Origin of the sequence: uncultured Psychroserpens sp., from assembly GCF_947500255.1 — a bacterium.
GTDB lineage: Bacteria > Bacteroidota > Bacteroidia > Flavobacteriales > Flavobacteriaceae > Psychroserpens.
In genome coordinates this window covers 189,109-210,526 of the sequence record NZ_CANMRL010000006.1, presented here as the reverse complement: position 1 = coordinate 210,526, position 21,418 = coordinate 189,109, and the positions used below count along the sequence as shown (strand labels likewise).

The 21,418-nt window shown below is 33.4% G+C and carries 18 protein-coding genes; 7 read left to right on the top strand and 11 right to left on the bottom strand.

Translation table 11 applies throughout. The features are described 5' to 3' along the window. Positions 1–4: 4 nt before the first annotated feature. The gene (locus tag Q0783_RS16090; protein ID WP_298896827.1) at positions 5–1,117 is read left to right on the top strand and encodes a TlpA disulfide reductase family protein; all 1,113 of its coding nucleotides are present in this window, start codon (positions 5–7) and stop codon (positions 1,115–1,117) included. 37 nt (positions 1,118–1,154) lie between these two features. Here Q0783_RS16090 and Q0783_RS16085 read toward each other — a convergent pair whose 3' ends face one another. Continuing rightward, positions 1,155–2,255, bottom strand: a complete 1,101-nt coding sequence (locus tag Q0783_RS16085; protein WP_298896826.1) for an OmpA family protein — start codon at positions 2,253–2,255, stop codon at positions 1,155–1,157. A 355-nt stretch (positions 2,256–2,610) separates the two neighbouring features. On the opposite strand from Q0783_RS16085, the gene Q0783_RS16080 reads away from it, so the two are divergent. The 3 genes from Q0783_RS16080 to Q0783_RS16070 all read left to right on the top strand — a co-directional run bounded on the left by Q0783_RS16080 (position 2,611) and on the right by Q0783_RS16070 (position 8,877). Further along, positions 2,611–6,021: a methylmalonyl-CoA mutase family protein gene (locus tag Q0783_RS16080; RefSeq protein WP_298896824.1), complete on the top strand. Its 3,411-nt coding sequence runs from the start codon at positions 2,611–2,613 to the stop codon at positions 6,019–6,021. 88 nt (positions 6,022–6,109) lie between these two features. After that, a complete protein-coding gene (locus Q0783_RS16075; protein ID WP_298896822.1) occupies positions 6,110–7,228 on the top strand; it encodes a response regulator transcription factor in 1,119 nt (372 codons plus the stop codon). Between the two features lie 92 nt (positions 7,229–7,320). Then, positions 7,321–8,877: an alanine/glycine:cation symporter family protein gene (locus Q0783_RS16070; RefSeq protein WP_298896820.1), complete on the top strand. Its 1,557-nt coding sequence runs from the start codon at positions 7,321–7,323 to the stop codon at positions 8,875–8,877. On the opposite strand, the gene Q0783_RS16065 is transcribed toward Q0783_RS16070, so the two are convergent. Beyond that, positions 8,874–9,314, bottom strand: a complete 441-nt coding sequence (locus Q0783_RS16065; protein WP_298899733.1) for a hypothetical protein — start codon at positions 9,312–9,314, stop codon at positions 8,874–8,876. The two genes, Q0783_RS16070 and Q0783_RS16065, sit on opposite strands and share 4 nt — an antisense overlap. Before the next feature lie 71 nt (positions 9,315–9,385). On the opposite strand from Q0783_RS16065, the gene Q0783_RS16060 reads away from it, so the two are divergent. Then, the gene (locus Q0783_RS16060; protein WP_230936758.1) at positions 9,386–9,829 is read left to right on the top strand and encodes an Lrp/AsnC family transcriptional regulator; all 444 of its coding nucleotides are present in this window, start codon (positions 9,386–9,388) and stop codon (positions 9,827–9,829) included. Positions 9,830–9,831: 2 nt separating this feature from the next. Here Q0783_RS16060 and Q0783_RS16055 read toward each other — a convergent pair whose 3' ends face one another. The 3 genes from Q0783_RS16055 to Q0783_RS16045 are packed head-to-tail and all read right to left on the bottom strand — an operon-like array spanning position 9,832 to position 12,189. Next, positions 9,832–10,593, bottom strand: coding sequence for a DJ-1/PfpI family protein (locus tag Q0783_RS16055; protein WP_298896818.1), 762 nt, complete (start codon positions 10,591–10,593; stop codon positions 9,832–9,834). Positions 10,594–10,603: 10 nt separating this feature from the next. After that, positions 10,604–10,981 (bottom strand): VOC family protein, encoded by a 378-nt coding sequence (locus Q0783_RS16050; protein WP_298896816.1) that lies wholly within the window; start codon positions 10,979–10,981, stop codon positions 10,604–10,606. Continuing rightward, entirely contained in the window at positions 10,978–12,189 is a 1,212-nt protein-coding gene (locus Q0783_RS16045) for an MFS transporter (protein ID WP_298896814.1), read from the bottom strand. The genes Q0783_RS16050 and Q0783_RS16045 overlap by 4 nt, the downstream gene beginning before the upstream one ends. A 226-nt stretch (positions 12,190–12,415) precedes the next feature. On the opposite strand from Q0783_RS16045, the gene Q0783_RS16040 reads away from it, so the two are divergent. Further along, positions 12,416–13,021 (top strand): DUF1684 domain-containing protein, encoded by a 606-nt coding sequence (locus tag Q0783_RS16040; protein WP_298896812.1) that lies wholly within the window; start codon positions 12,416–12,418, stop codon positions 13,019–13,021. Here Q0783_RS16040 and crcB read toward each other — a convergent pair. Together crcB and Q0783_RS16030 are read right to left on the bottom strand one after the other, a co-directional pair. Continuing rightward, positions 13,018–13,392, bottom strand: a complete 375-nt coding sequence (gene crcB / locus Q0783_RS16035; protein WP_298760384.1) for a fluoride efflux transporter CrcB — start codon at positions 13,390–13,392, stop codon at positions 13,018–13,020. The genes Q0783_RS16040 and crcB overlap by 4 nt on opposite strands. A gap of 3 nt (positions 13,393–13,395) precedes the next feature. Then, positions 13,396–14,415, bottom strand: a complete 1,020-nt coding sequence (locus Q0783_RS16030) for a GyrI-like domain-containing protein (protein WP_298896810.1) — start codon at positions 14,413–14,415, stop codon at positions 13,396–13,398. 104 nt (positions 14,416–14,519) lie between these two features. Between Q0783_RS16030 and Q0783_RS16025 the strand changes: the two genes are divergently transcribed. After that, positions 14,520–16,559: a dihydrofolate reductase gene (locus Q0783_RS16025; protein WP_298896808.1), complete on the top strand. Its 2,040-nt coding sequence runs from the start codon at positions 14,520–14,522 to the stop codon at positions 16,557–16,559. A gap of 104 nt (positions 16,560–16,663) precedes the next feature. Here Q0783_RS16025 and Q0783_RS16020 read toward each other — a convergent pair whose 3' ends face one another. From Q0783_RS16020 to Q0783_RS16005, 4 genes are all read right to left on the bottom strand, one after another. Beyond that, positions 16,664–17,494, bottom strand: a complete 831-nt coding sequence (locus Q0783_RS16020; protein WP_298896806.1) for a hypothetical protein — start codon at positions 17,492–17,494, stop codon at positions 16,664–16,666. 12 nt (positions 17,495–17,506) lie between these two features. Next, a complete protein-coding gene (locus Q0783_RS16015) occupies positions 17,507–18,838 on the bottom strand; it encodes a M12 family metallo-peptidase (protein ID WP_298896801.1) in 1,332 nt (443 codons plus the stop codon). A 73-nt stretch (positions 18,839–18,911) separates the two neighbouring features. After that, positions 18,912–19,535, bottom strand: coding sequence for a response regulator transcription factor (locus tag Q0783_RS16010; protein ID WP_298896797.1), 624 nt, complete (start codon positions 19,533–19,535; stop codon positions 18,912–18,914). After that, positions 19,532–21,394 (bottom strand): ATP-binding protein, encoded by a 1,863-nt coding sequence (locus Q0783_RS16005; protein WP_298896795.1) that lies wholly within the window; start codon positions 21,392–21,394, stop codon positions 19,532–19,534. Before Q0783_RS16005 ends, Q0783_RS16010 begins: the two co-directional genes overlap by 4 nt. Positions 21,395–21,418: the final 24 nt, after the last annotated feature.

Here is a 21,418-nt window from a genome sequence, read left to right as displayed (position 1 = left end):
TGAAATGAATTGTAAAAAAATTCTTGTACTCTTACTCTGTATTAGCTTTCCGCTTATTGGCAGTAGTCAAGTTCGTTTTTCTGAAACGATACAAGCTTCTAAATCTGCTAATGATACTAAAGCATCGCTTTTCTTTATTGATTTTTGGGCAACTTGGTGCGGACCATGTGTCTATGCATCTGAATACTTAGGTGTTTTGCAAAAGCAATATCCTGATCGCTTTTATGTGGTCTCTTTGTCTGAAGAAAATCCTGAAGTTGTCAAGAGATTTCTTAAAAAACACCCAACAGATTTGGCTGTTTCAATTGATTATAAAGGCGAAACATTTAAAGCAAACAATACTAGGGCACTTCCATACGGACTTCTTTTAAACGCTAAAGGAACTGTATTATGGAAAGGAAGTCCTACCGATTTTAAACAAGCAGACCTTGAGCGCTATTTAAGGCAGCATACCAAACAAAGCGATATTAGTAATGTATTTAAAGTGCAAAAAATAAAGGCCGAAACATTCAAAGCCGATTACAAGCCTAAATCAGATTTTGAAATGAAACCGCTCAAGAATCAAACCTATGAAACACTTGTTAGTAATGTTAAAGGGAATTATATTCATTACAAAGGCGATTTAAAAAGCATTATTGCTAGAGAACAAAAACTTCTCATTAATCAAGTATTAATAAGCTCAGAACTAAATAAAACATATGAGGTCTATATAAAAAAAGGAACTAATGCAACCTTCCAGATTTTAGACGAACTCAAATTAGATCTATTTCATACTGAAACAAAAGGGGATGTATTAATGTTAGACATATCCAATATCCGTTATTGGGATACACAGCAAATTGATTGGGGAAAGAACACTGCCCAATACCTAATTGATGACACACAAATTCAAGCAGATAATGTTACCTTTAATGATGTTATGTATCAGTTAGCTTCTGTTTTAAATTTACCTGTTGTTATTAAAAAAGGTGAAGCAGATGAGGTGAAGCATGATTGGCAAATCCACCATAGATTCTATAATCTCATGGAAACAGATTTACAAGACACCTATGGTATTAAAGTGAGTAAAGAAAAAGGCAGCTTTAAAGTTTATAGTATAAGAAAAAAGACACCTTGAAAGGTGTCTTTTTTTATAATCTAATTTAGAAGTACTATTAGTTGTTTAATACTCTAAACTCTGTACGTCTGTTTCTTCTGTGTTCTGTATCTGAACAATCAACACCATTAGAACAACGGTTTGTTAATCTAGACTCTCCGTATCCTTTAGCAGATAAACGACTTCTAGAAATGCCTTTAGATACTAAGTAGTTTACAACAGAATTAGCACGTTGCTGTGATAAAGACATGTTGTAATCATCATTACCTCTAGCATCTGTATGCGCCATAATCTCAATACTTACAGGCTTATCATTTAGGATAGGTAATAACGTTTCATCAATCGTTCTTTTAGATGCAGCAGTTAAACGAGCGCTAGCAGTTTCATAAAAAATAGGAATAACTGTTGGGTTCAATAATTCACATTCAACTTCTTCCCAAGTAGTAATACCACCTTTTTGATCAAGAATAGTTCTTGTTACAGTTTCAGTTCTAGCAGGAATAGTATTGCTTCTTGTGCTAGCAGGAACATCTACAACTTGACGTGTTATTGTTTTGTACTCTGCTGGAATTTCAATTTTATCCATACGTGCAGGAGTTTTGATAACACGCTTTTTATAAGAAGTCATCTGTTCAGAAACAGGCACAGCATTTGTACTAGCATCTGTTGCTAAAGTTGTAAACGGAACATCTCTATTAGTTGCTGGGTATTCAACAAAACAAGCAGCAACACAGTCGTCTTTGTTTACAGAAGGACAGTCTTCAAGAATCTTATATTCCCAACCTGAAGTTGCAGGATATGTTTGAAAAGATCTAGAATCTCTACCAAATGTAGCAGGAACGACTTTTAAATCTGTACGTCCTTCTTTTTTTACATAAGATACATCTACAGTTTCATAAGTTGCTGGAGTATATACATATTTCTCACTAGCTTCTTTAACCAATACTGTTTCTTCTACAGTTTTATATGTTGCAGGTACAATTTCTAAAGTTGTATATGCAGGATATACTTGTAAGGTTTCTGTAACTTCTTTAAATGTATCTTTAGTGATACACTTTACATAGCATTTTCCAGGTTCTGGATTTGTCGGTAGCCCTTGAGCTTGAACGTAACCTACACTTGCCATGAAGCATAGGAATAAAAATAATTTTTGTTTCATAAAATTAAAAATTAGTTAATGGTTATAGATAATTGTTTATACCTTCACTCGTTGTGAGGCAATAATTAGACACATAACTTTTTAAAGCGTCACTTTATAGTGATTTTTATCAAAAGTAGATTTTCTTAAAATTTTGATTATAATTTAATTCAGAAGAGTAAGGAATGTAAATTTAATAAAAAATTAACATAATATTAAAAAATATCATATTTTTTTAATATAAAAAATCCTACAAAAATTTTATTAATAAAACCATAAAGCCCTGTTTTCTCTTTTATTAAAGAATTCTAAATAATTGAATGCTTCTTTTGAAAATTCCGTAAATTTGTGTCTTTAAAACATCATAATATTACGAATGAAGCAAGTCGCACCATATCACCCAAAGTATAAAGTAAGAATTGTAACTGCAGCCTCCCTTTTTGATGGTCATGATGCATCTATCAACATCATGCGTCGAATTATTCAAGCCACAGGTGTTGAGGTTATTCATCTCGGCCATGACAGAAGTGTTGAAGAAGTTGTCAATACAGCCATTCAAGAAGATGTAAATGCTATCTGTTTGACATCATATCAAGGTGGTCATAACGAATATTTTAAATACATGTATGACTTGCTAAATGAAAAAGGAGCTGGACATATTAAAATCTTCGGCGGCGGCGGCGGTGTTATTCTACCATCAGAGATTAAGGAACTTATGGACTATGGGATTTCTAGAATTTATTCTCCTGATGATGGTCGTGAAATGGGATTGCAAGGTATGATTAATGATTTAGTCGAAAAATCAGATTTTGCAATTGGTGATGCGTTAAATGGAGAGTTAGATAATCTTCCGAAGAAAAACCCTAAAGCAATCGCTCGTGTGATTTCTTCCGCAGAAAATTTTCCTGATATAGCTAAAGAGACCTTAGATAAAATACATACTAAAAATAAAAATTCAAAAACACCTGTTCTTGGAATTACTGGTACTGGTGGTGCTGGTAAATCGAGTTTGGTGGATGAATTGGTGAGACGTTTTCTAATAGATTTTCCAGAAAAAACAATCGGAATTGTTTCAGTTGACCCTTCAAAACGAAAAACAGGAGGCGCTTTATTAGGAGATAGGATTCGTATGAATGCTATTAACTCACCTCGAGTGTATATGCGCAGTTTGGCAACACGTCAATCTAATTTAGCCTTATCAAAGTATGTCAATGAAGCAGTAGAAGTATTAAAAGCTGCAGAATATGACTTGATCATTTTAGAAACGTCAGGAATTGGGCAATCTGATACCGAAATTATAGAGCACAGTGATGTGTCATTGTATGTTATGACTCCAGAATTTGGAGCAGCTACACAGCTTGAAAAAATCGATATGCTTGATTTTGCAGACTTGGTAGCGATTAACAAATTTGACAAACGTGGTTCGTTAGATGCTTTAAGAGATGTGAAAAAACAATACATGCGTAACAATAATCTTTGGGATACACCACAAGAGGAGTTGCCAGTATTTGGAACTATAGCTTCACAATTTAACGATCCTGGAATGAATACACTCTACAAAGCCATTATGGATAAGATTGTAGAGAAAACAGATACAGATTTAAAATCGACATTTCATATTTCAAATGAAATGAGCGAAAAGATCTTTGTGATTCCGCCATCTAGAACGCGCTACCTCTCTGAAATTGCTGAAAATAATCGTGCGTATGACAAAACCGCAAACGATCAGGTTGAAGTAGCTCAAAAACTTTATGGTATTTATAAAACTATAGAATCTGTGAGTGATAAAACACCACAATTAGATAAAGCTGGAATTGATTCAGGGTCTGTGACTTCAGATGAAAATAAAGATTTCATCAAATTATTGGTTGGAGAATTTGATCGCGTAAAACTAAACTTAGATCCTTACAATTGGGAAGTGATTACAGGTTGGGATGAGAAAGTAAATAAGTATAAAAATCCGATATATTCATTCAAAGTTCGCGATAAAGAAATAAAAATTGAAACACATACAGAGTCTTTATCACACACCCAGATTCCGAAAGTAGCTTTACCTAAATATCAAGCTTGGGGAGATATTTTACGCTGGACCTTACAAGAAAATGTGCCAGGAGAGTTTCCTTATACTTCGGGATTGTATCCGTTTAAGAGAACAGGTGAAGATCCTGCACGTATGTTTGCTGGTGAAGGTGGTCCTGAGCGAACTAACCGTCGTTTTCATTATGTGAGTATGGGGTTACCAGCTAAGCGTTTATCTACTGCATTTGATAGTGTGACGCTTTACGGAAATGATCCAGATCACAGACCAGATATCTACGGAAAAATTGGAAATGCCGGTGTGTCGATTTGCTGTTTAGATGATGCTAAAAAATTGTATTCAGGATTTAATTTGGCAGATGTGATGACGTCGGTAAGTATGACTATTAATGGTCCTGCACCAATGTTATTGGGCTTTTTTATGAATGCAGCAATTGATCAGCAATGTGAAATCTATATAAAAGAGAACAATCTTGAAAAAGACGTTGAAGCTAAAATAGCTAAAATCTATAAAGACAAAGAGCGTCCAACATATAATGGTGAACTTCCAGAAGGAAATAATGGTTTAGGGTTAATGCTTTTAGGTGTTACAGGAGATCAAGTGTTGTCAACTGATGTTTACCAAAATATCAAAGCGCAAACCATTGCGCAAGTAAGAGGAACAGTTCAAGCTGATATTTTAAAAGAAGATCAGGCTCAGAATACCTGTATTTTCTCTACAGAATTTGCATTGCGCTTAATGGGTGATGTTCAAGAGTATTTTATTGAAAATAATGTACGTAACTTCTATTCGGTTTCAATTTCAGGATATCATATCGCAGAAGCAGGTGCTAATCCAATTTCTCAGTTAGCATTTACACTAGCTAACGGATTTACTTATGTGGAGTATTACTTATCAAGAGGAATGGATATTAATAAGTTTGGACCAAATCTTTCATTCTTTTTCTCCAACGGAATCGATCCTGAATATGCCGTAATTGGTCGCGTTGCTAGAAAAATCTGGTCTAAAGCCATGAAGGATAAGTATGGTGCAAATGCTAGAGCACAAATGCTGAAATATCATATTCAAACTTCAGGACGTAGTTTGCATGCTCAGGAAATTGATTTTAATGATATTCGTACAACACTTCAAGCGTTATATGCTATATATGACAATTGTAATTCATTACATACGAACGCCTATGATGAAGCTATTACAACACCTACAGAAGAATCTGTACGTCGAGCGATGGCCATTCAGTTAATAATTAATAAAGAATTAGGACTAGCCAAAAATGAGAACCCTATTCAAGGGTCATTTATTATAGAAGAATTGACAGACTTGGTTGAAGAGGCTGTCTTACTAGAGTTTGATCGAATCACAGAACGAGGTGGTGTGCTTGGTGCTATGGAAACGATGTATCAGCGAAGTAAAATTCAAGAAGAGAGTTTGTACTATGAAACATTAAAGCATAATGGTAAGTTCCCTATTATTGGTGTGAATACGTTCTTGAGCTCTAAGGGATCGCCAACTGTTATTCCTGCGGAGGTTATTAGAGCGACAGAGGAAGAAAAACAATTTCAGATCAAAACGTTGGAGAACCTTCATAAGGCTAATGACACGAAAACCTTATTAAAAGATTTACAACATAAGGCCATTAACAATGAAAATATCTTTGAAGCACTAATGGATGTTTGTAAAGTGTGCTCCTTAGGAGAGATTACTTCTGCCTTATTTGAGGTAGGCGGACAGTATAGGAGAAATATGTAAAATATATATAACTTACGTTTATCAAATACAATAAAATCCCTTTTCATCGAGGGATTTTTCTATATTTAATATTTCAAACCAAAGAGTAATGCTTTCAACTATAGAATATACGGTTACCTCTATTGTATGTATTATTACTGCAATTATTATTCAGCGTATCTTTATAAAAGAACATAAACGTGGTACAAGTAAGGCTGCTATCAATGGAATTAAATGGTTTGGACTAGCTATTTTTGTTTGGGGTATAGGTGCAGTGCTTAATATCGTTTTTACTCATATATTAGGCTGGTCATCAAGTCATAAATTGATCATTTATGTAGGTGTTGTCATTTCATTGGCCAATTCATTATTCATCTTATTGTCATTACCTTCCATAGAGCATAATGATACAAGAGGAATCATAGTAAGGCTAATTGAACGCTTTTCCACCAAAGAATTCATTGGTTTATATTCTGGAGTATTAGGAATGATTGCGTTTGTATTTATTGCTACATCATATAATAATGAAGACATAAGTAACAATTTCATTTGGCTTATCGATATTCCAATCTCAATTTTTGTTGCATTATCCTTATTGTATGAACTCAATAAGGCATTTAAAAGTCGGCAGATGAAGTTTATGTATCTGCCAACATTTGCATTATTTGTACTTATCATTATTGCTGTATCACATAGAATTATTCCTCAAGATCAAGTCATTCAAGTTATCGATCAGCAATTTTGGAGTGTTGTAGGAAGTATCACGGCTATTTCTTTTAAATTTCTTTTTATTTTATTGTTTTCAATTTTGTTGTACAGTTGGAAGTTTCTTTCTGAAAAAGAACAACAACAATCAATGGTAAAGCAATTGTCAGAAGACAAAACAAATCTAGAGCACAAATTAGAGCAGATGACCTTAGCCAATGAAAGTCATCTAGATACCATTAAGACGATGAAAGGAGAACTAGTTGGTCTTCGTGAATTACATAATATAGAACTTTCTGATCGACAAAAAGAAGTTTTAGCCAACCTAGCACTATTAGGTCAACAAAAATCTTATACCGAAATTGCCGAGGCGATGCATATTAGTGTTGACGGATTTCAAACACATATTCATCAAATAAAAAAAATGCTTAATATAAAAGGTAATGAAGGCAAGGAACAATTAATCGCTTATGCGAAAGAGCATAATCTACTTAAATACGCAACGGTAAAACCTAATGCTTAAGTACGTGGTTAACTAGTTCAAGCTAAAAATTTCAACACTACGTAACCTTTCGGTTTTTGAAGTTTCAGTGCAATTTGCCAAAAACTTCATTCATGATACTTCTACTTCAAAATCAATCATTAGACGAGCAAATCAATGAAAAATTTAGCGCAGCAACACAATGGTTTGTTGATGCTATTTTTGCTGAAATTCCAATTACTGAAACGGTCGGTATTCCCTGGGTGTTGATTGTCTTAATTTTTGGAGCGGGATATTTTACGTTCTATTATAGATTTATCAATATTAGGGCGTTTTTGACAGCTATTAAAGTTGTTAGAGGAACTTATGACGACCTAGAAGAATCTGGTACTGTGTCAGTATCAGATGTCGTATCATCAGTTGATGGCGATAATCCCGATACTATACGAGTAGAAGGTCATGGTGATGGAGAGGTAAGCCACTTTCAAGCATTAACTGCTGCAGTTTCAGCTACGGTAGGTTTAGGAAATATTGCAGGCGTGGCTATTGCTTTATCAATTGGTGGAGCAGGAGCTACTTTTTGGATGGTCCTAGTGGGATTGTTGGGTATGTCTTCAAAATTTGTAGAGTGTACACTTGGTGTAAAATACAGAGAAGTAGATGCTAATGGTACTGTATATGGTGGTCCCATGTATTATTTAAAGAAAGGATTATCTGAAAAAGGACTAGCCAAACTCGGGAAAGTTTTGGCAGTCGCTTTCGCCATTATGTGCATTGGTGGCTCTTTTGGTGGAGGAAATATGTTCCAAGTGAATCAAGCATTTAAACTCTTCGAATATGTTACAGGAGGCGACTCTAGTTTTTTATCTGGTCATGGTTGGGTTTTCGGATTGATAATGGCAATCTTTGTTGGTATCGTTATTATTGGAGGAATAAAGAAAATTGCTAAGGTTACTGATAAGGTTGTTCCAGTAATGGTGGTCGTTTATTTACTGGCTGTTTTAATAATTTTGGGCCTAAATTTCTCTAAAATTCCAGATGCTTTTGCTGCAATTTGGGATGGAGCTTTTAGTCCGAAGGGTGTTGGAGGCGGATTTGTAGGTGTGCTTATTCAAGGGTTTAAGCGAGCAGCTTTTAGTAATGAAGCAGGAATTGGAAGTAGTTCTATTGCTCATAGTGCTGTAAAAACAAAGCATCCAGCTAGTGAAGGATTAGTAGCCTTACTAGAGCCATTCATAGATACAGTTTTGGTGTGTACAATGACTGCTTTAGTTTTAATTATTACAGGTCAAGTAGATACTAGTACAGAAATTAGTTTTGAGCAAGGTGTTATTTTAACAGCAACAGCTTTAGAAAGTGGTATATCATGGTTTCCTTATGTGCTTACCGTCGCTGTAATATTGTTTGCTTTCTCTTCAATGATATCATGGTCTTATTATGGCTATCAATCTTGGAGTTTTCTCTTCGGAAGAGGAAAGAAAACAGAATATACCTATAAATTACTTTTTTGTGTATTTACAGTTATAGGAGCAGCGGCAACATTAACAGCAGTTGTAGACTTTAGTGATGCTATGGTGTTTTCAATGCTAGTACCTAATATGATTGGCCTATTTTTACTTCGAAAGAAAGTGGCTCATGAATTATCAAAATATCAATTACTAATTAAGAAGACCTTAAAGCGAAAAGTTTAAAGCGTCATCATCCATGAACGTTGCAAGCGCTTGAATTTTTTGAGCTCACTTTGAAGAATAGGTAAGAAATCTTTTCCATTACTATTACAGTGCTGTAGACGAGTACAGTTGAGATGTAAACGATGAGTTAAGCGTTCTATAGAATCTAGATGTTTATGTTTTTTGTCTGAAAAACGCTCAGCCTGAGCCTTTTCTATTTCTGGTGCTAAAGATTCAGATTGTTGGATAATATCTCCAGAAAAATAAATATCTGCATCTTCTGAACCGTCAGGTCTTAAATATGATAAATCTTGGTTGATATATGTAGAAATACTTCTTGATAGTACAAGAATATCCATAGCCTTTTGATATATAGGCAGTTCTGATAGGTTCGATGGTAGGTTATAATTCATTTTTTCAATAGCAATGGTAACAAAATTAGTGACAAGTAACGACATGTCACTTTACTATTTAAAGTAAAAACGTATATTTGATTTAATTATTAACGTATATTTTAAAATTACTTTAAATGTATATTGACTCTTTAAATTGGAACATTTTAAAATGTCTACAACTCAGTGCAAGACAATCTAATGCCGAAATTGGTCGTCAGGTTGGTATTAGTTCTCCAGCTGTTTCAGAACGTATAAAGAAAATGGAAGATGCTGGTATTATTGAAAGCTATAATGCTTTAGTATCTCCTTTTGAAGTTGGATATCAACTTAAAGCTTTAATTACTTTAAGAGCATTTATGGGCATGCTTAAACCTTTTTTGGAAAAAGTGAAAACTTATGATGAAGTGATTAATTGTTATCGAATTACTGGCAATGAAAATATAGTAATGGAGGTGGTTTTAAAAAATCAAAAACATCTAGAGTCTTTTATTGATCAATTGATTGTTTATGGTGAAACCAAAACACAGATTGTATTATCTCATGTTATTAAGCATAATGAGGTTAAACCTTTAAAATAAGACTATTCTTCAATTATTAGATGCGGTACGTTGTCTAGTTTCCAATCAATAACCAAACCTCCTGCCAGACTTTTAGCTATATCCTTTCCATAGAGATATTCACATAGGTATAGTGCTGCTTCAAATGATTTTGCACCACCTGCTGAGGTAATGTATTTTCCGTCGTGAACAAATAGCACTTCTTTTCTTATATCTAATTGTGGAAAACGCTTTCTCATCGTATCAATGTCACTTGGAAATGTTGTCGATACGACATCGTTTAATAGTCCAGCTTGTGCTAAAACAAAAGCACCATCACAATGTGAGGTGATAAATTGCGCCTCTTTATCAATACGTTTGACAAAATCAATCATGACTTGGTCATCTAGATCTGTATCTAAATGGTGTTCAGCACTTGGTACAACAAGAATATCAATTTTTGGTAGTTTATCTTCGGTATAATTAAAATCTGGTAAGATGCGCATACCTTCAAAAGTGACAATTGGTTCATCAGTTTTAGCCACAGTAAATACATTCATAGCTTTGATACTATCTCTAAATATAGTATGCTGAAAAATGTCAAAAGGCGCAGTTAATTCTGTATTATATACACCATCCATAATTAAAAAAGCAACATTATAACGGTTAGCTTCTAATTTAGGATAGGCTTGTTCTTCGTATTGAACGTCTTTTAATACGACATTGGTTTTTACTTCTTTTTTATTTTCAGAAGTATTGCAACTCGTAAAAAATGATAGTATTAGGATGTAATATAAATATTTCATTATAAGTGTTTTAATTAATACGCCAGGGCGGATTTTTTCTATTGCTACCTGCTTTAAATAGTATGATATGATTGTTATCCAAATCATATAAATGGGCTTCACGCCATAACCAATCTTTATCTTCAGGTTCTGAAGTAAATATAATCCCTTTTTGCTGAAGTTCCTTTACTAATTTATCGAGATTATCATCTTCAAAATAAATTGTAATACCCTTACCACTGGGTAATGTGTTTACTTTATGGATGGAAAATGTCGCATTGCCATCTGTACATTCAAAGCGCACATAGCGAGGCAAGGCATCAACAATGAGTTTAAGCCCCAAAGTTTGATAAAACACTGAGGCTTTTTTGACATCTATTGATGGTATTGTAATTTGGTTTAAATTCATACGTTGAGTTTTTTAGTTTTCAATCTATTGTTGAGTGTAAACAAAATCAAAGCACATACAAAGGCAATGGCAGTTATGATATACCAAGTGCTATCGTATCCCAATTTGCCTGTCATCTGTAATCCAGCATTATGTCCGAAGATATGAGCGATAGAAAATGACATAGAATATAAAGCCATATATTCTCCTTGATTTCCTTTTTTAGCTCTTTCTACAGCAAAAGCATTTGAGAAAGGAAAGGCTACCATCTCACCAAATGTCATTAACAGCATTCCAACTACCAAAACACCAGTCCAACTTGTTAGATTTAAAACGAGTAGACTTAAACCAGTTAAAACGGCTCCGGCAAACATAAGACCCAACTTCGTGTGTCTAGAATCTTCTAACCACTTAATCAATGGCATTTCAAAGATGAATATGATGAATCCATTGAGACCTAAAAGTAATCCAATTTCTAATTCACTTAGGATATGTACATCTTTATAATAGATCGTAATGGTAGAAAAATATTGTAAGAACACAATTCCAAACAAAGCCATGGCGATTAAGAATACTAAAAATGCTTTATCGTTGTATGCCGAATCAGGATTATCATTTTCAATGGTATCTAATACTTTTGCCTTTTTTGGGTTTAATACTTTAATCATAACAAAAGTTGCTACAATACAAGTGATACCATCTACCCAGAACAAGCCACTATAGCTCAGACCAGTAATAATTAAGCCGCCAATAGCTGGTCCAGCTGAAAATCCCAGATTTATAGCTAGACGAATTAATGTCAATGACCGTATTTTATTCTCAGGTTTACTGTAGGCATTGAGTGCAACAAACATTGCAGGTCTAAATGTATCTGCTACTAACATTACTAAGAATATTCCAATACATATTGATGTAAATGTGTTGAGGAATTGCATAGCAATAAACAAGACACCTGTTGATAGAAGGCTTCGTACCATAACTTTATAATAACCAATTTGGTCTGTTAATTTACCACCAAGCCATGAGCCAGCTACAGAACCTAAACCATAGGCGCTCATAATCCATCCAACATCACCAACGGTAAAGTGTAAATCTTCTTTTAGGTATAATGACAAAAACGGAATAACCATCGTACCAGCTCTATTAATCAAAGTAATTAATGCTAGCCACCATATCTCAATGGAGAGACCTTTAAATGTGTTGAGGTAATTGTTGAATAAAGTTTTCATTTTGATTGTTGTATAAAAGTAAAAAGTCCGACGATATCGTCGGACTTTTTATGATTGATTGGTTATATAATTATATTATCATAGCATATAGGAAGTCCGACTCTTTAGAAAAGAGGTCTGTCTTTTTGTATATGTTACGACGCAGTTTTGCATTATTCTCGATTATTGTTCCCCAAAACTATGAAAAATTTGTTTATGTTGTATTTTTGAAATGAAAAATATAATTATGAGATATTATTTATTGGGTATTCTAGTTGTCATCTCGGCATTGAGTTGTGCACAGGATAAAAGACCTATTGCAGGCGAAACTGAATTTCAGAAAGAGATAAACGCAGAATATAAAGATGCCACGACTTCACCATTAAAAGAAAAGGACAGGAAGAACTTTAGGAGTTTAGATTTTTTTAAGTTTGATTCTACGTTTGTTGTAAAGGCAAGCTTAAAACGAACTCCAAATTCAAAATGGTTTAAAATGCCAACGACCACGAGTCGAGTTTCAGATGAACGTGTATATGGTATTTTGTCTTTTGAGTTAAACGGCAAACAATATAACTTAAATGTATATCAAGGAAAAGATCTTATGAAAGAAGCAGAATATGAAGATTATCTATTCCTACCGTTTTTAGACAATACTAATGGTGAGGATAGTTATGGTGGCGGACGCTATATTGATTTAAGAATTCCTGAAGGGAATGAGATAACGATTGATTTTAACTCGGCTTATAATCCGTATTGTGCTTATAATGAAAAATATTCTTGTCCGATTGTTCCTCGAGAAAATTATTTAGACCTAGAAGTTAAAGCAGGAGTAAAGGTGTTTAAAAAGTATTAGAACAGTAAGTCTGTTGCCATATAGCCTAACCACACGCAGAAAAAACCTATAAATATACTTGAGAGGACATAGGTGAGAAAAAGTTGAGTTTGTCCGGCTTTAAGTAGCGATATACTTTCATGTGCAAATGCGGAATAGGTTGTAAATCCACCACAAAAGCCTGCTACCAAAAATACAAATAGGTCATTTGCTATTTTACCTTTAACGAGCATATAGCCAAAAACGATTCCTATAATAAAACTACCTATAAGGTTAACAATAAAAGTCGCCCAAGGAAAATGGAAACTGTCAAATGTAAATTGTTTTCCAATCAAAAACCGAATTGCACTACCAATGCCACCACCAAGAAAGACTAATAAAAGTTGTTTCATTTGTTATTCAACTTCTAAGTAAACCTCGGTAATCCATTCGGCAGGATTAGGAGTCGTCATTGGATCTGTTAAATAGGATTCAATAGCCATACCATTTTCAGGTTGTACCAAATTGTTTTTGGCAATATAAGCCATAGCTTTTTCCCAAGTTTCTTTAAGGTTTTCATAGTCACCTGTAAGTACAGTTTTTAACGCTTTAAAAGGCTCTATCTGACCTGTGAGTACATCAGGATCATTGGTCATGATCTTAGATGTTGTTGGAATACAACATGAAAACATTACCGTATTATTTTCTTCATCCCATGTATGATAAATCACAAACGGCTTTCCAGCCATAGTAATGTTGTTTAACATGGCATAGCCACCTATTTTAGGCATCATTTCCTGCATTTTATCTTTAAAATCTTCCATTTTGCAAGAGGTAGTGTTGTACAAGTAAAAACCACCACTATGTTGAGTGATACCATCCACATTAACACTGTATTTTTTCATATCTACAACCAGAATACTATCTAATTTCTCTAGACTTCTTTCGTAATTTGGACCAATTTGTTTTTCCATTCCACCCATAAGCGCTGAAAAAGCTTTAAAACCAAATGGTAGGTCTTTTCCAGAAATAGACCAAGTGACCTCTGTTGTACCATCCTTGTTGTCTTTTAAATCCCATCTTACATCAGATTTAGGAAAATCGGCAAATTGCATTTCTTGAATAATCGTTTCATTGGTTTTTGCATCAATAGTTTTCATGGTACCTACACCATCTTTATCTTCCCATTGATACGAACCATCAATGCCTTTAGTTTGTTCAGGTAAAGTAATGATCATATCAGGATCTGCTTCAGCCCAAGACGACCATGCTTCCCAGTTTTTGTAGTCGATAACATTATTGTATACAACACTTGTAGGTGCATTGATTGTTTTTGTTCGTGTGACCTCAAAAGAGTTAGGTTGAACGGCAATGTAAATCGATATACCTATAAAAAAGATAACCAATAAAAACAGTACATATTTAAGTGCTTTCATTTTTTGATTTTTGATTAGAAGTTAATTAGGTACTCAAAGATAATCAATTTTAGGAGATGTTATTAAATGTTTACATTTGCGAAACAACAATTAAATATTTAGCAATGAAATTAAAATTTATCCTAGTATTCTTTATTACAGCAGGTATGTTGTTTTCTTGTGGAGACGATAAAAAAGCTGATGGTACAGATGTTAATAAGGTAACAAAAAGCGAAGCGTTTAGCTTTAATGTAGAACAATTTGCAGACATTAAAATTTTACGATATCAAATTCCTGGTTGGGAGAACTTGTCGTTAAAAGAACAAAAATTAGTGTATTATTTAACACAAGCGGGTTTATCTGGTCGTGACATTATGTGGGATCAAAACTATAGACATAATCTAAAAATTAGAAATGCATTAGAAAATGTATACGCTAACTATAAAGGTGATAAAACGTCTAACGATTGGAAAGCTTTTGAGATCTATTTGAAACGAGTTTGGTTCTCTAACGGAATACATCACCATTATTCAAACGATAAACTGAAGCCTGAATTTTCTTCAGACTATTTAAAAGGACTTCTTACGGATACCAATACAAAACTAGAAGGCGAAGCCTTTGATGTTATTTTTAATGATAATGATGCTAAGAAAGTTAATCTAACTAAAGATGTTGATAATGTATTATTATCGGCAGTTAATTTCTACGGGCCTGATGTAACTACTGCAGACGTAGAAAGCTTTTATAAAGCTAAGACGTCTCCAAATCCAGAGCAACCTTTATCGTTTGGTCTAAATTCACAATTAGTGAAAGAAAACGGTGTTTTAAAAGAACGCGTTTATAAGTCTGGTGGATTATATGGCTCTGCTATTGATGAAATTATCAAATGGCTAGAATTAGCTCAAGGTGTAGCAGAAAACAAAGCGCAAGGAGATGCCATAGGGATTTTAATTAACTATTACAAAACAGGTGATTTACAAACTTGGGATGATTATAATGTGGCTTGGACTGCTGCAACAGATGGTAATATAGATTACATTAACAGTTTTATTGAAGTTTATAATGATCCTGCAGGATATAGAGGATCGTATGAGACGATTGTCCAGATTAAAGATTTTGATATGTCTCAAAAAATGGCTGTGCTCTCTGAAAATGCGCAATGGTTTGAAGACAATTCACCTTTAATGGATGAGCATAAAAAAGATACTGTTGTTGGTGTGACGTATAAAGTAGTTACTGTGGCAGGTGAAGCTGGAGATGCATCGCCAAGTACACCTATTGGTGTGAATTTACCAAACGCTAATTGGATTAGAAAAGAAGTAGGAAGTAAGTCGGTGTCTTTAGGTAATATCATTAATGCATATAATAATGCTGGGAGTACAGGTCGTTTAAAAGAGTTTGTTCATGATGATGAAGAGTATGAATTAGAAAAGAAATATGGACAATTAGGCGATAAATTACATACAGCACTTCACGAAGTTATAGGTCATGCTTCAGGGCAATTAAATCCTGGTGTTGGAGAAACCAAAGAGACACTTAAAAAATATGCATCCACTTTAGAAGAAGGGCGTGCAGATTTAGTAGGATTATACTATTTATACAATCCGAAATTGCAAGAATTAGGATTAGTTGACGATTGGAAATCGGTTGGAAAGGCAGCTTACGATGGTTACATCAGAAACGGATTAATGACACAATTAATACGCTTGAAATTAGGAGACGATGTTGAAGAAGCTCATATGGTTAACAGACAATGGGTGTCTGCTTGGGCATTCGAAAAAGGAAAAGCTGACAATGTGATCGAGAAAGTAACTAGAGATGGAAAAACGTATTTCAATATCAATGACTATGAGAAGTTACATGAGTTATTTGGTCAATTGCTAAGAGAAACACAGCGTATCAAGTCTGAAGGCGACTATGAAGCTGTAGAAGCTTTAGTTGAAGGTTACGGTGTTAAGGTGGATCAAACGATACATGCTGAGGTTTTAGAACGTAATAAGCAATTTACGTCTGCACCTTATAGCGGATTTGTAAATCCAGTATTAGTTGCCGAAACTGATGATAATGGCGAGATTACAGCAATCAAAGTAACACAACCAGATACGTTTGATGGACAGATGTTAAACTATAGTAAGATTTATGGTTTCCTTCCAGAGGAAAACTAGATGATATATAGCATATAATGTAAAAAGGATGTAGTAACTGACATCCTTTTTTTGTTGATAAATAATTGTGTTCTCCCTATTGTTTTTATCAACTTATTTAAAGTCTATAATTTGATATTATCGAAGATGAAAGATTGAATTTTATCCTTATTTTCTGTGTATAATTCTAACCACTTGTCTAAATCTTTTTTTCTTGAATTCACCTCAGTGACCTTTATTTGAACAGAGGTCACAATTTTCATGTTAGGCAAAATTTGTTTTTTATCTGTTATTGTATTCTGGGAACCATTGGCACTTATTTTAGAAATATTGTAAGGTTCTGTTTTAAAAGCTCTTAATTCTCCATATGAGTCATAATAATTAAAAAGAACTTCTACAATAAGGTTGATTTCTTTTTTGTTATTTTTAATTTTTGCACCAGAATAATTTAGTTCCGCTTTGGCTAAACTTAAAAGATTAATTGTTTGGTCTGATTGAGCATTATTTGCTGCTGTTTTTTCGATTTTAAAAGATAACTCAATAGCTTTAATAGGGTTTATTGGGGCGTTGTTGTTATCTTTAAAGTCAAATATGTATTGCTGGAAATAGATTAGATCTTGATTATTAAAGTCAGATTTTAATCTAGGACTACCATGGTCGTATTCAATAAAGGAGTGAAATCCAGCTTGCTCATAAATGAATTTTTTTGGATTGTAGAATAACTTTGAAATATTGTCTCTTACTAAAGGGAATAAAAGATTATTGAATAGAAATGTTGTAAATGCGTCCTTATTATTGTCATCCTCATTATCTACAAATTGGATGATACTTGTACTCTCGTTTTTTTTTATGCTTTTTACTTTGTTATTCTCTAAAGAATAAAATGTACTTTGACTATGAGAATTAAAGAATAATAGTAAGGAGGTGATTGTTAAGAATAATAATTGTTTTTTCATGATTTAGAATATTTATTGATTAAAGTTTGAGTTTTCAGATTGCCGAAAATTAGCTACTGTAAATGATGAATTGTTCAAAACAGAAGTGTTGTTGCTTGTACAACTTCCATTAGCTTCACCCATCGGATGATTATTGTATTTAATATTAGGGTTTGACCAAAAAGGAATGCGCGTATTACCACATTTATTATAAGACATTATGGTCCTCCACTTATTACCAGAGCCACAATAGGCATAGCCATGACTATAGGGATATGGAGTTGAATTATTATCTGCTGCACAATTATGTCTACAGCCCATTAAATGACCAATCTCATGAGCTAAAGAATAGTAACCTAATGCACAGCTACGTTTAACGACTCCATAGGCGTTAGACTGAAACGAAGGTGTTATAGAACTTTGGATGGCATAAACAATTCCGCAACTATCTAAATCTTCAACAAAAAGCATTACTATATCAGCCTTTACCTGATCTCTTAAATTTTTGACATTAGAATTGTTTTTGAGGAGGTCTACTTCTTTTTCGGCTATTCCTGTTTCATCTTTTGTTAATTCATGAGTTCCGACTAGCCTTATTTTATGTGAGACATTACTATTAGTGTAAGATAAATTTGTAACAACTACAGTGTTCTTTATAAAGCTTTCAATTTGGTCCTTTCCTCCGGCAGCTTGTTTTGCTTTGGAAGAATAACAAATTAGTATATCAATGGTATTCCCATCATCATTAAATGATTGATCATTTAAATCTTGATTGATGGTGTCATTATCGAAAATTAACAATGGTTCTGATTCATCGATAAATTGAGTTTGGTCGATTTTTAATAATAAATAGTTATCCCCATTATTTTTTATTTGATATTGCTCATTGTCATAAAAAAACCAACCAGAGTAAGTTTCATTTACTTTATAAATTGTAAAAATTGAGTTTTGTTGTGATAAATTTCCTTTCCAAAATTTTTCCGTCTCAGACGTTTCTTTTATAGACTCTATGTTAAGCGTTATTAATTGGTTGAATAAAAAAGCATTAAGCTCTTCTGACGTATCTAATAATTCTTCATTAAAATTTACAATCTCTATAGAACTCGCATTATCTAAATCAGATGCGTTTATTTTATAATTATCATTTTCTAAAGTAGTATCAAGTAAAATGTCATTTTTGTTTTTCCATTGTGAATCATTATCTGATTGTTGTTTTACAAATACATGATTACTGCTTTTTCTAGAAAATAGAATAAGGCTATCAACGTTGTCATTTTCAGCATCTTTACCGTAATGTTTTGCCTCCTCTTTACATGCTGAAAGAAATAATAGTAGTACTAGAGCACAATAGTTTTTCTTTTTCATAATGGATATTAATTGATTAGATTCAAATCTAAGTATCCATCTTAAGTCAAAACATACCCAATAACGGGTAAATCTAGAATTTGTATTTCTTTTCTATAGCATAGCGCATCAATTCACCTTTGCCTTGAAGTCCTAGGATGCGCGCCATATTTTTGCGATGTGTATCTACGGTATGCACGCCTATAAAAAGCTCATCAGCAATTTCTCGTGAGGTTTTACCTAAAGCGATCAATTCTAAAATTTCTATTTGACGTTTGGTGAGTACACCTTTAGTTTTTGTCTTGTTTTCCGAAGCCAATGCATTGGTATTGATATTGGCATCAAAATAGGTCTCGCCTTTAGCAACTGTTCGTATGGCTTTTAAAACTTCATTTAGTGAAGAGTTTTTCAAAATATAACCTGTCGCGCCAGCATCTAGCATTTGTTTGATAGCATCAATTTGATCAAACATGGTAAAGGACAATACTTTAATTTCTGGGTTTGATTTTTTTATGCGTTTGGTTGCTGCAATACCATCAAGTTTAGGCATACGTATATCTGTCAGCACAACATTAGGGCGTTTCTTTTCTACAACCTCCAAAAGCGCTTCACCATCATTAGCAGTGCCGACAATAGAAATATCGTCCTCATACTCCAACAGCAGTTTTATGCCATCAATAAGGGATTGGTGATCTTCGGCTATGGCTAATCGTATCATAATGGAATGTCAATAATTATAGTAGTGCCTTTGTTTTGTTCAGATTCTATAGTCATCGAGCCGTCTAAATGCGCAACGCGTTTATCAATGCTACTAATGCCCATGCCTTTCTTGGTTTTTGTCACCTGACTTGGATTAAAACCTTTGCCATTGTCCTCAACCATAATATTTAAGCTATCATCATGATTGGTAATATGTATAGTAGCTTCAGTGGCATTAGCATGTTTAATGATGTTGGTAACGAGCTCTTGTATGATTCTAAAAATGGTTAGCTCCAAACTGTTTTCCAGTCGATTTTCTAATCCGTGATCAATCACATCAATTGTAATCTTGTTAGCTGTTGAAATTTTTTCAGCCATTTCACTAATCGCTTTTAGTAAGCCTTGTTTGGCAATCACACCTGAGTTTTTAGCATGAGCGACGGTTCTTACTTTTTCATAGGCTTCGTCTATGAGTTCATTGGTTTTAGCATAAAGTTCAGGTGTTTGCTTGTCTTTAAGCGCATTGAAGTGGAGTTTAACTGTAGCCATGAGTCCGCCCAGATCATCATGCAAATCATTAGCTATACGTTGGCGCTCTTTTTCTTGACCTTCGATCATGGCGTCAATAGCTGTGAGTTCTTGTTCTTTTAAAACGGTGGTTAGTTTTTGAGTTTCGAGTTCTTTCTCTTGCTCGGCTAGTTTTTGTTTGCGTTTGGTGTTTTTGTATAGGAGCAAGGCGATGATACTACCTAAGGCTAATGTACCACCTAGACCTATAGCAATATTTTCGTTTTGCTTTCTTTTGGATTCGCTCTTTAAATTGTTTGCTTTTAATTGGAAATTCTCCTTTTCTTTTTTTTCTGTTTTATATTGAATTTGATACTCAGAAATTTTTATTTGGTGTTCGTTAGTCTTTAAGCTGTCTAAAAATTGTTCTTTTTTGAGAAGTATTTCTGAGGATTTTTTGAATTGATTTGTTTTAAAATATACATCATATAACAATTGGTAAGCACTTCGTTTGATTTGATTATTAGTTGTATGAAGATTGTTTTCAAGTAAATCTATGGTTTCATTATACCTGTTTAGATCGTGTAATAATTTTGCTCTATTAATATTTATTTCGGAATTCTTCTCTTTATATTTATAATAGTTTTTTGACGAGTAAATAGATTCTGCTAAGTCATAGTAATAAAATGAACTGTCAATTTTTATATTGAAATTCCAATAGTACGCTCCTAAAAGTTGATAGGCTTCAGCTCTATTGTAGTCACTCGAACTGTTGTTTGCATATTTATTCAAAATTAAATAATCCGATAGTTTTGGTTTTTCTGACTTGTTGCCTGAATAGTATTTTTGCATTTTACTTCCTAGAGCATAAAATTCAACTTTATATTCTTCAAAAGAGTCATAGCTGTAATCTTTATGAATTTCGTTGTAAAAATCTAATTTCTCGTTGAGCAGATAAAACTTAAATAGGTACTTTTTTATTTTTTTTAGAGCCTCACAAGCAAAAATATTATTGTCGTATTTTTCGGCAAGATTTAAAGCTTTTTTGAAATTTTTGAAAGCAAGAGAATCTGATGATATAGACTTTTTTAAGATATATTCTCCTTTATTTAGGTAATGGAGAAATTTATAATAGTAGCTTATTTCCGGATGCAATTCAGGATTGTATTTTGACAATATATTAGGATTGTATTCATTATCTTTAAATGCAGCTATTTGCCAGTCAATGTAATATTTTAAAGTATCTTCGACATTAACTGATGATTCTATTTTTTCTAAGTTATGTCGTTTGAAATTTATAAGAAATTTCTCAACTTGACCTATTTTGTTATCATGTTGGGAAAATCCCATATTGACTGTCAAAAATAACATTATGGAGATAATTTTGTAATATCT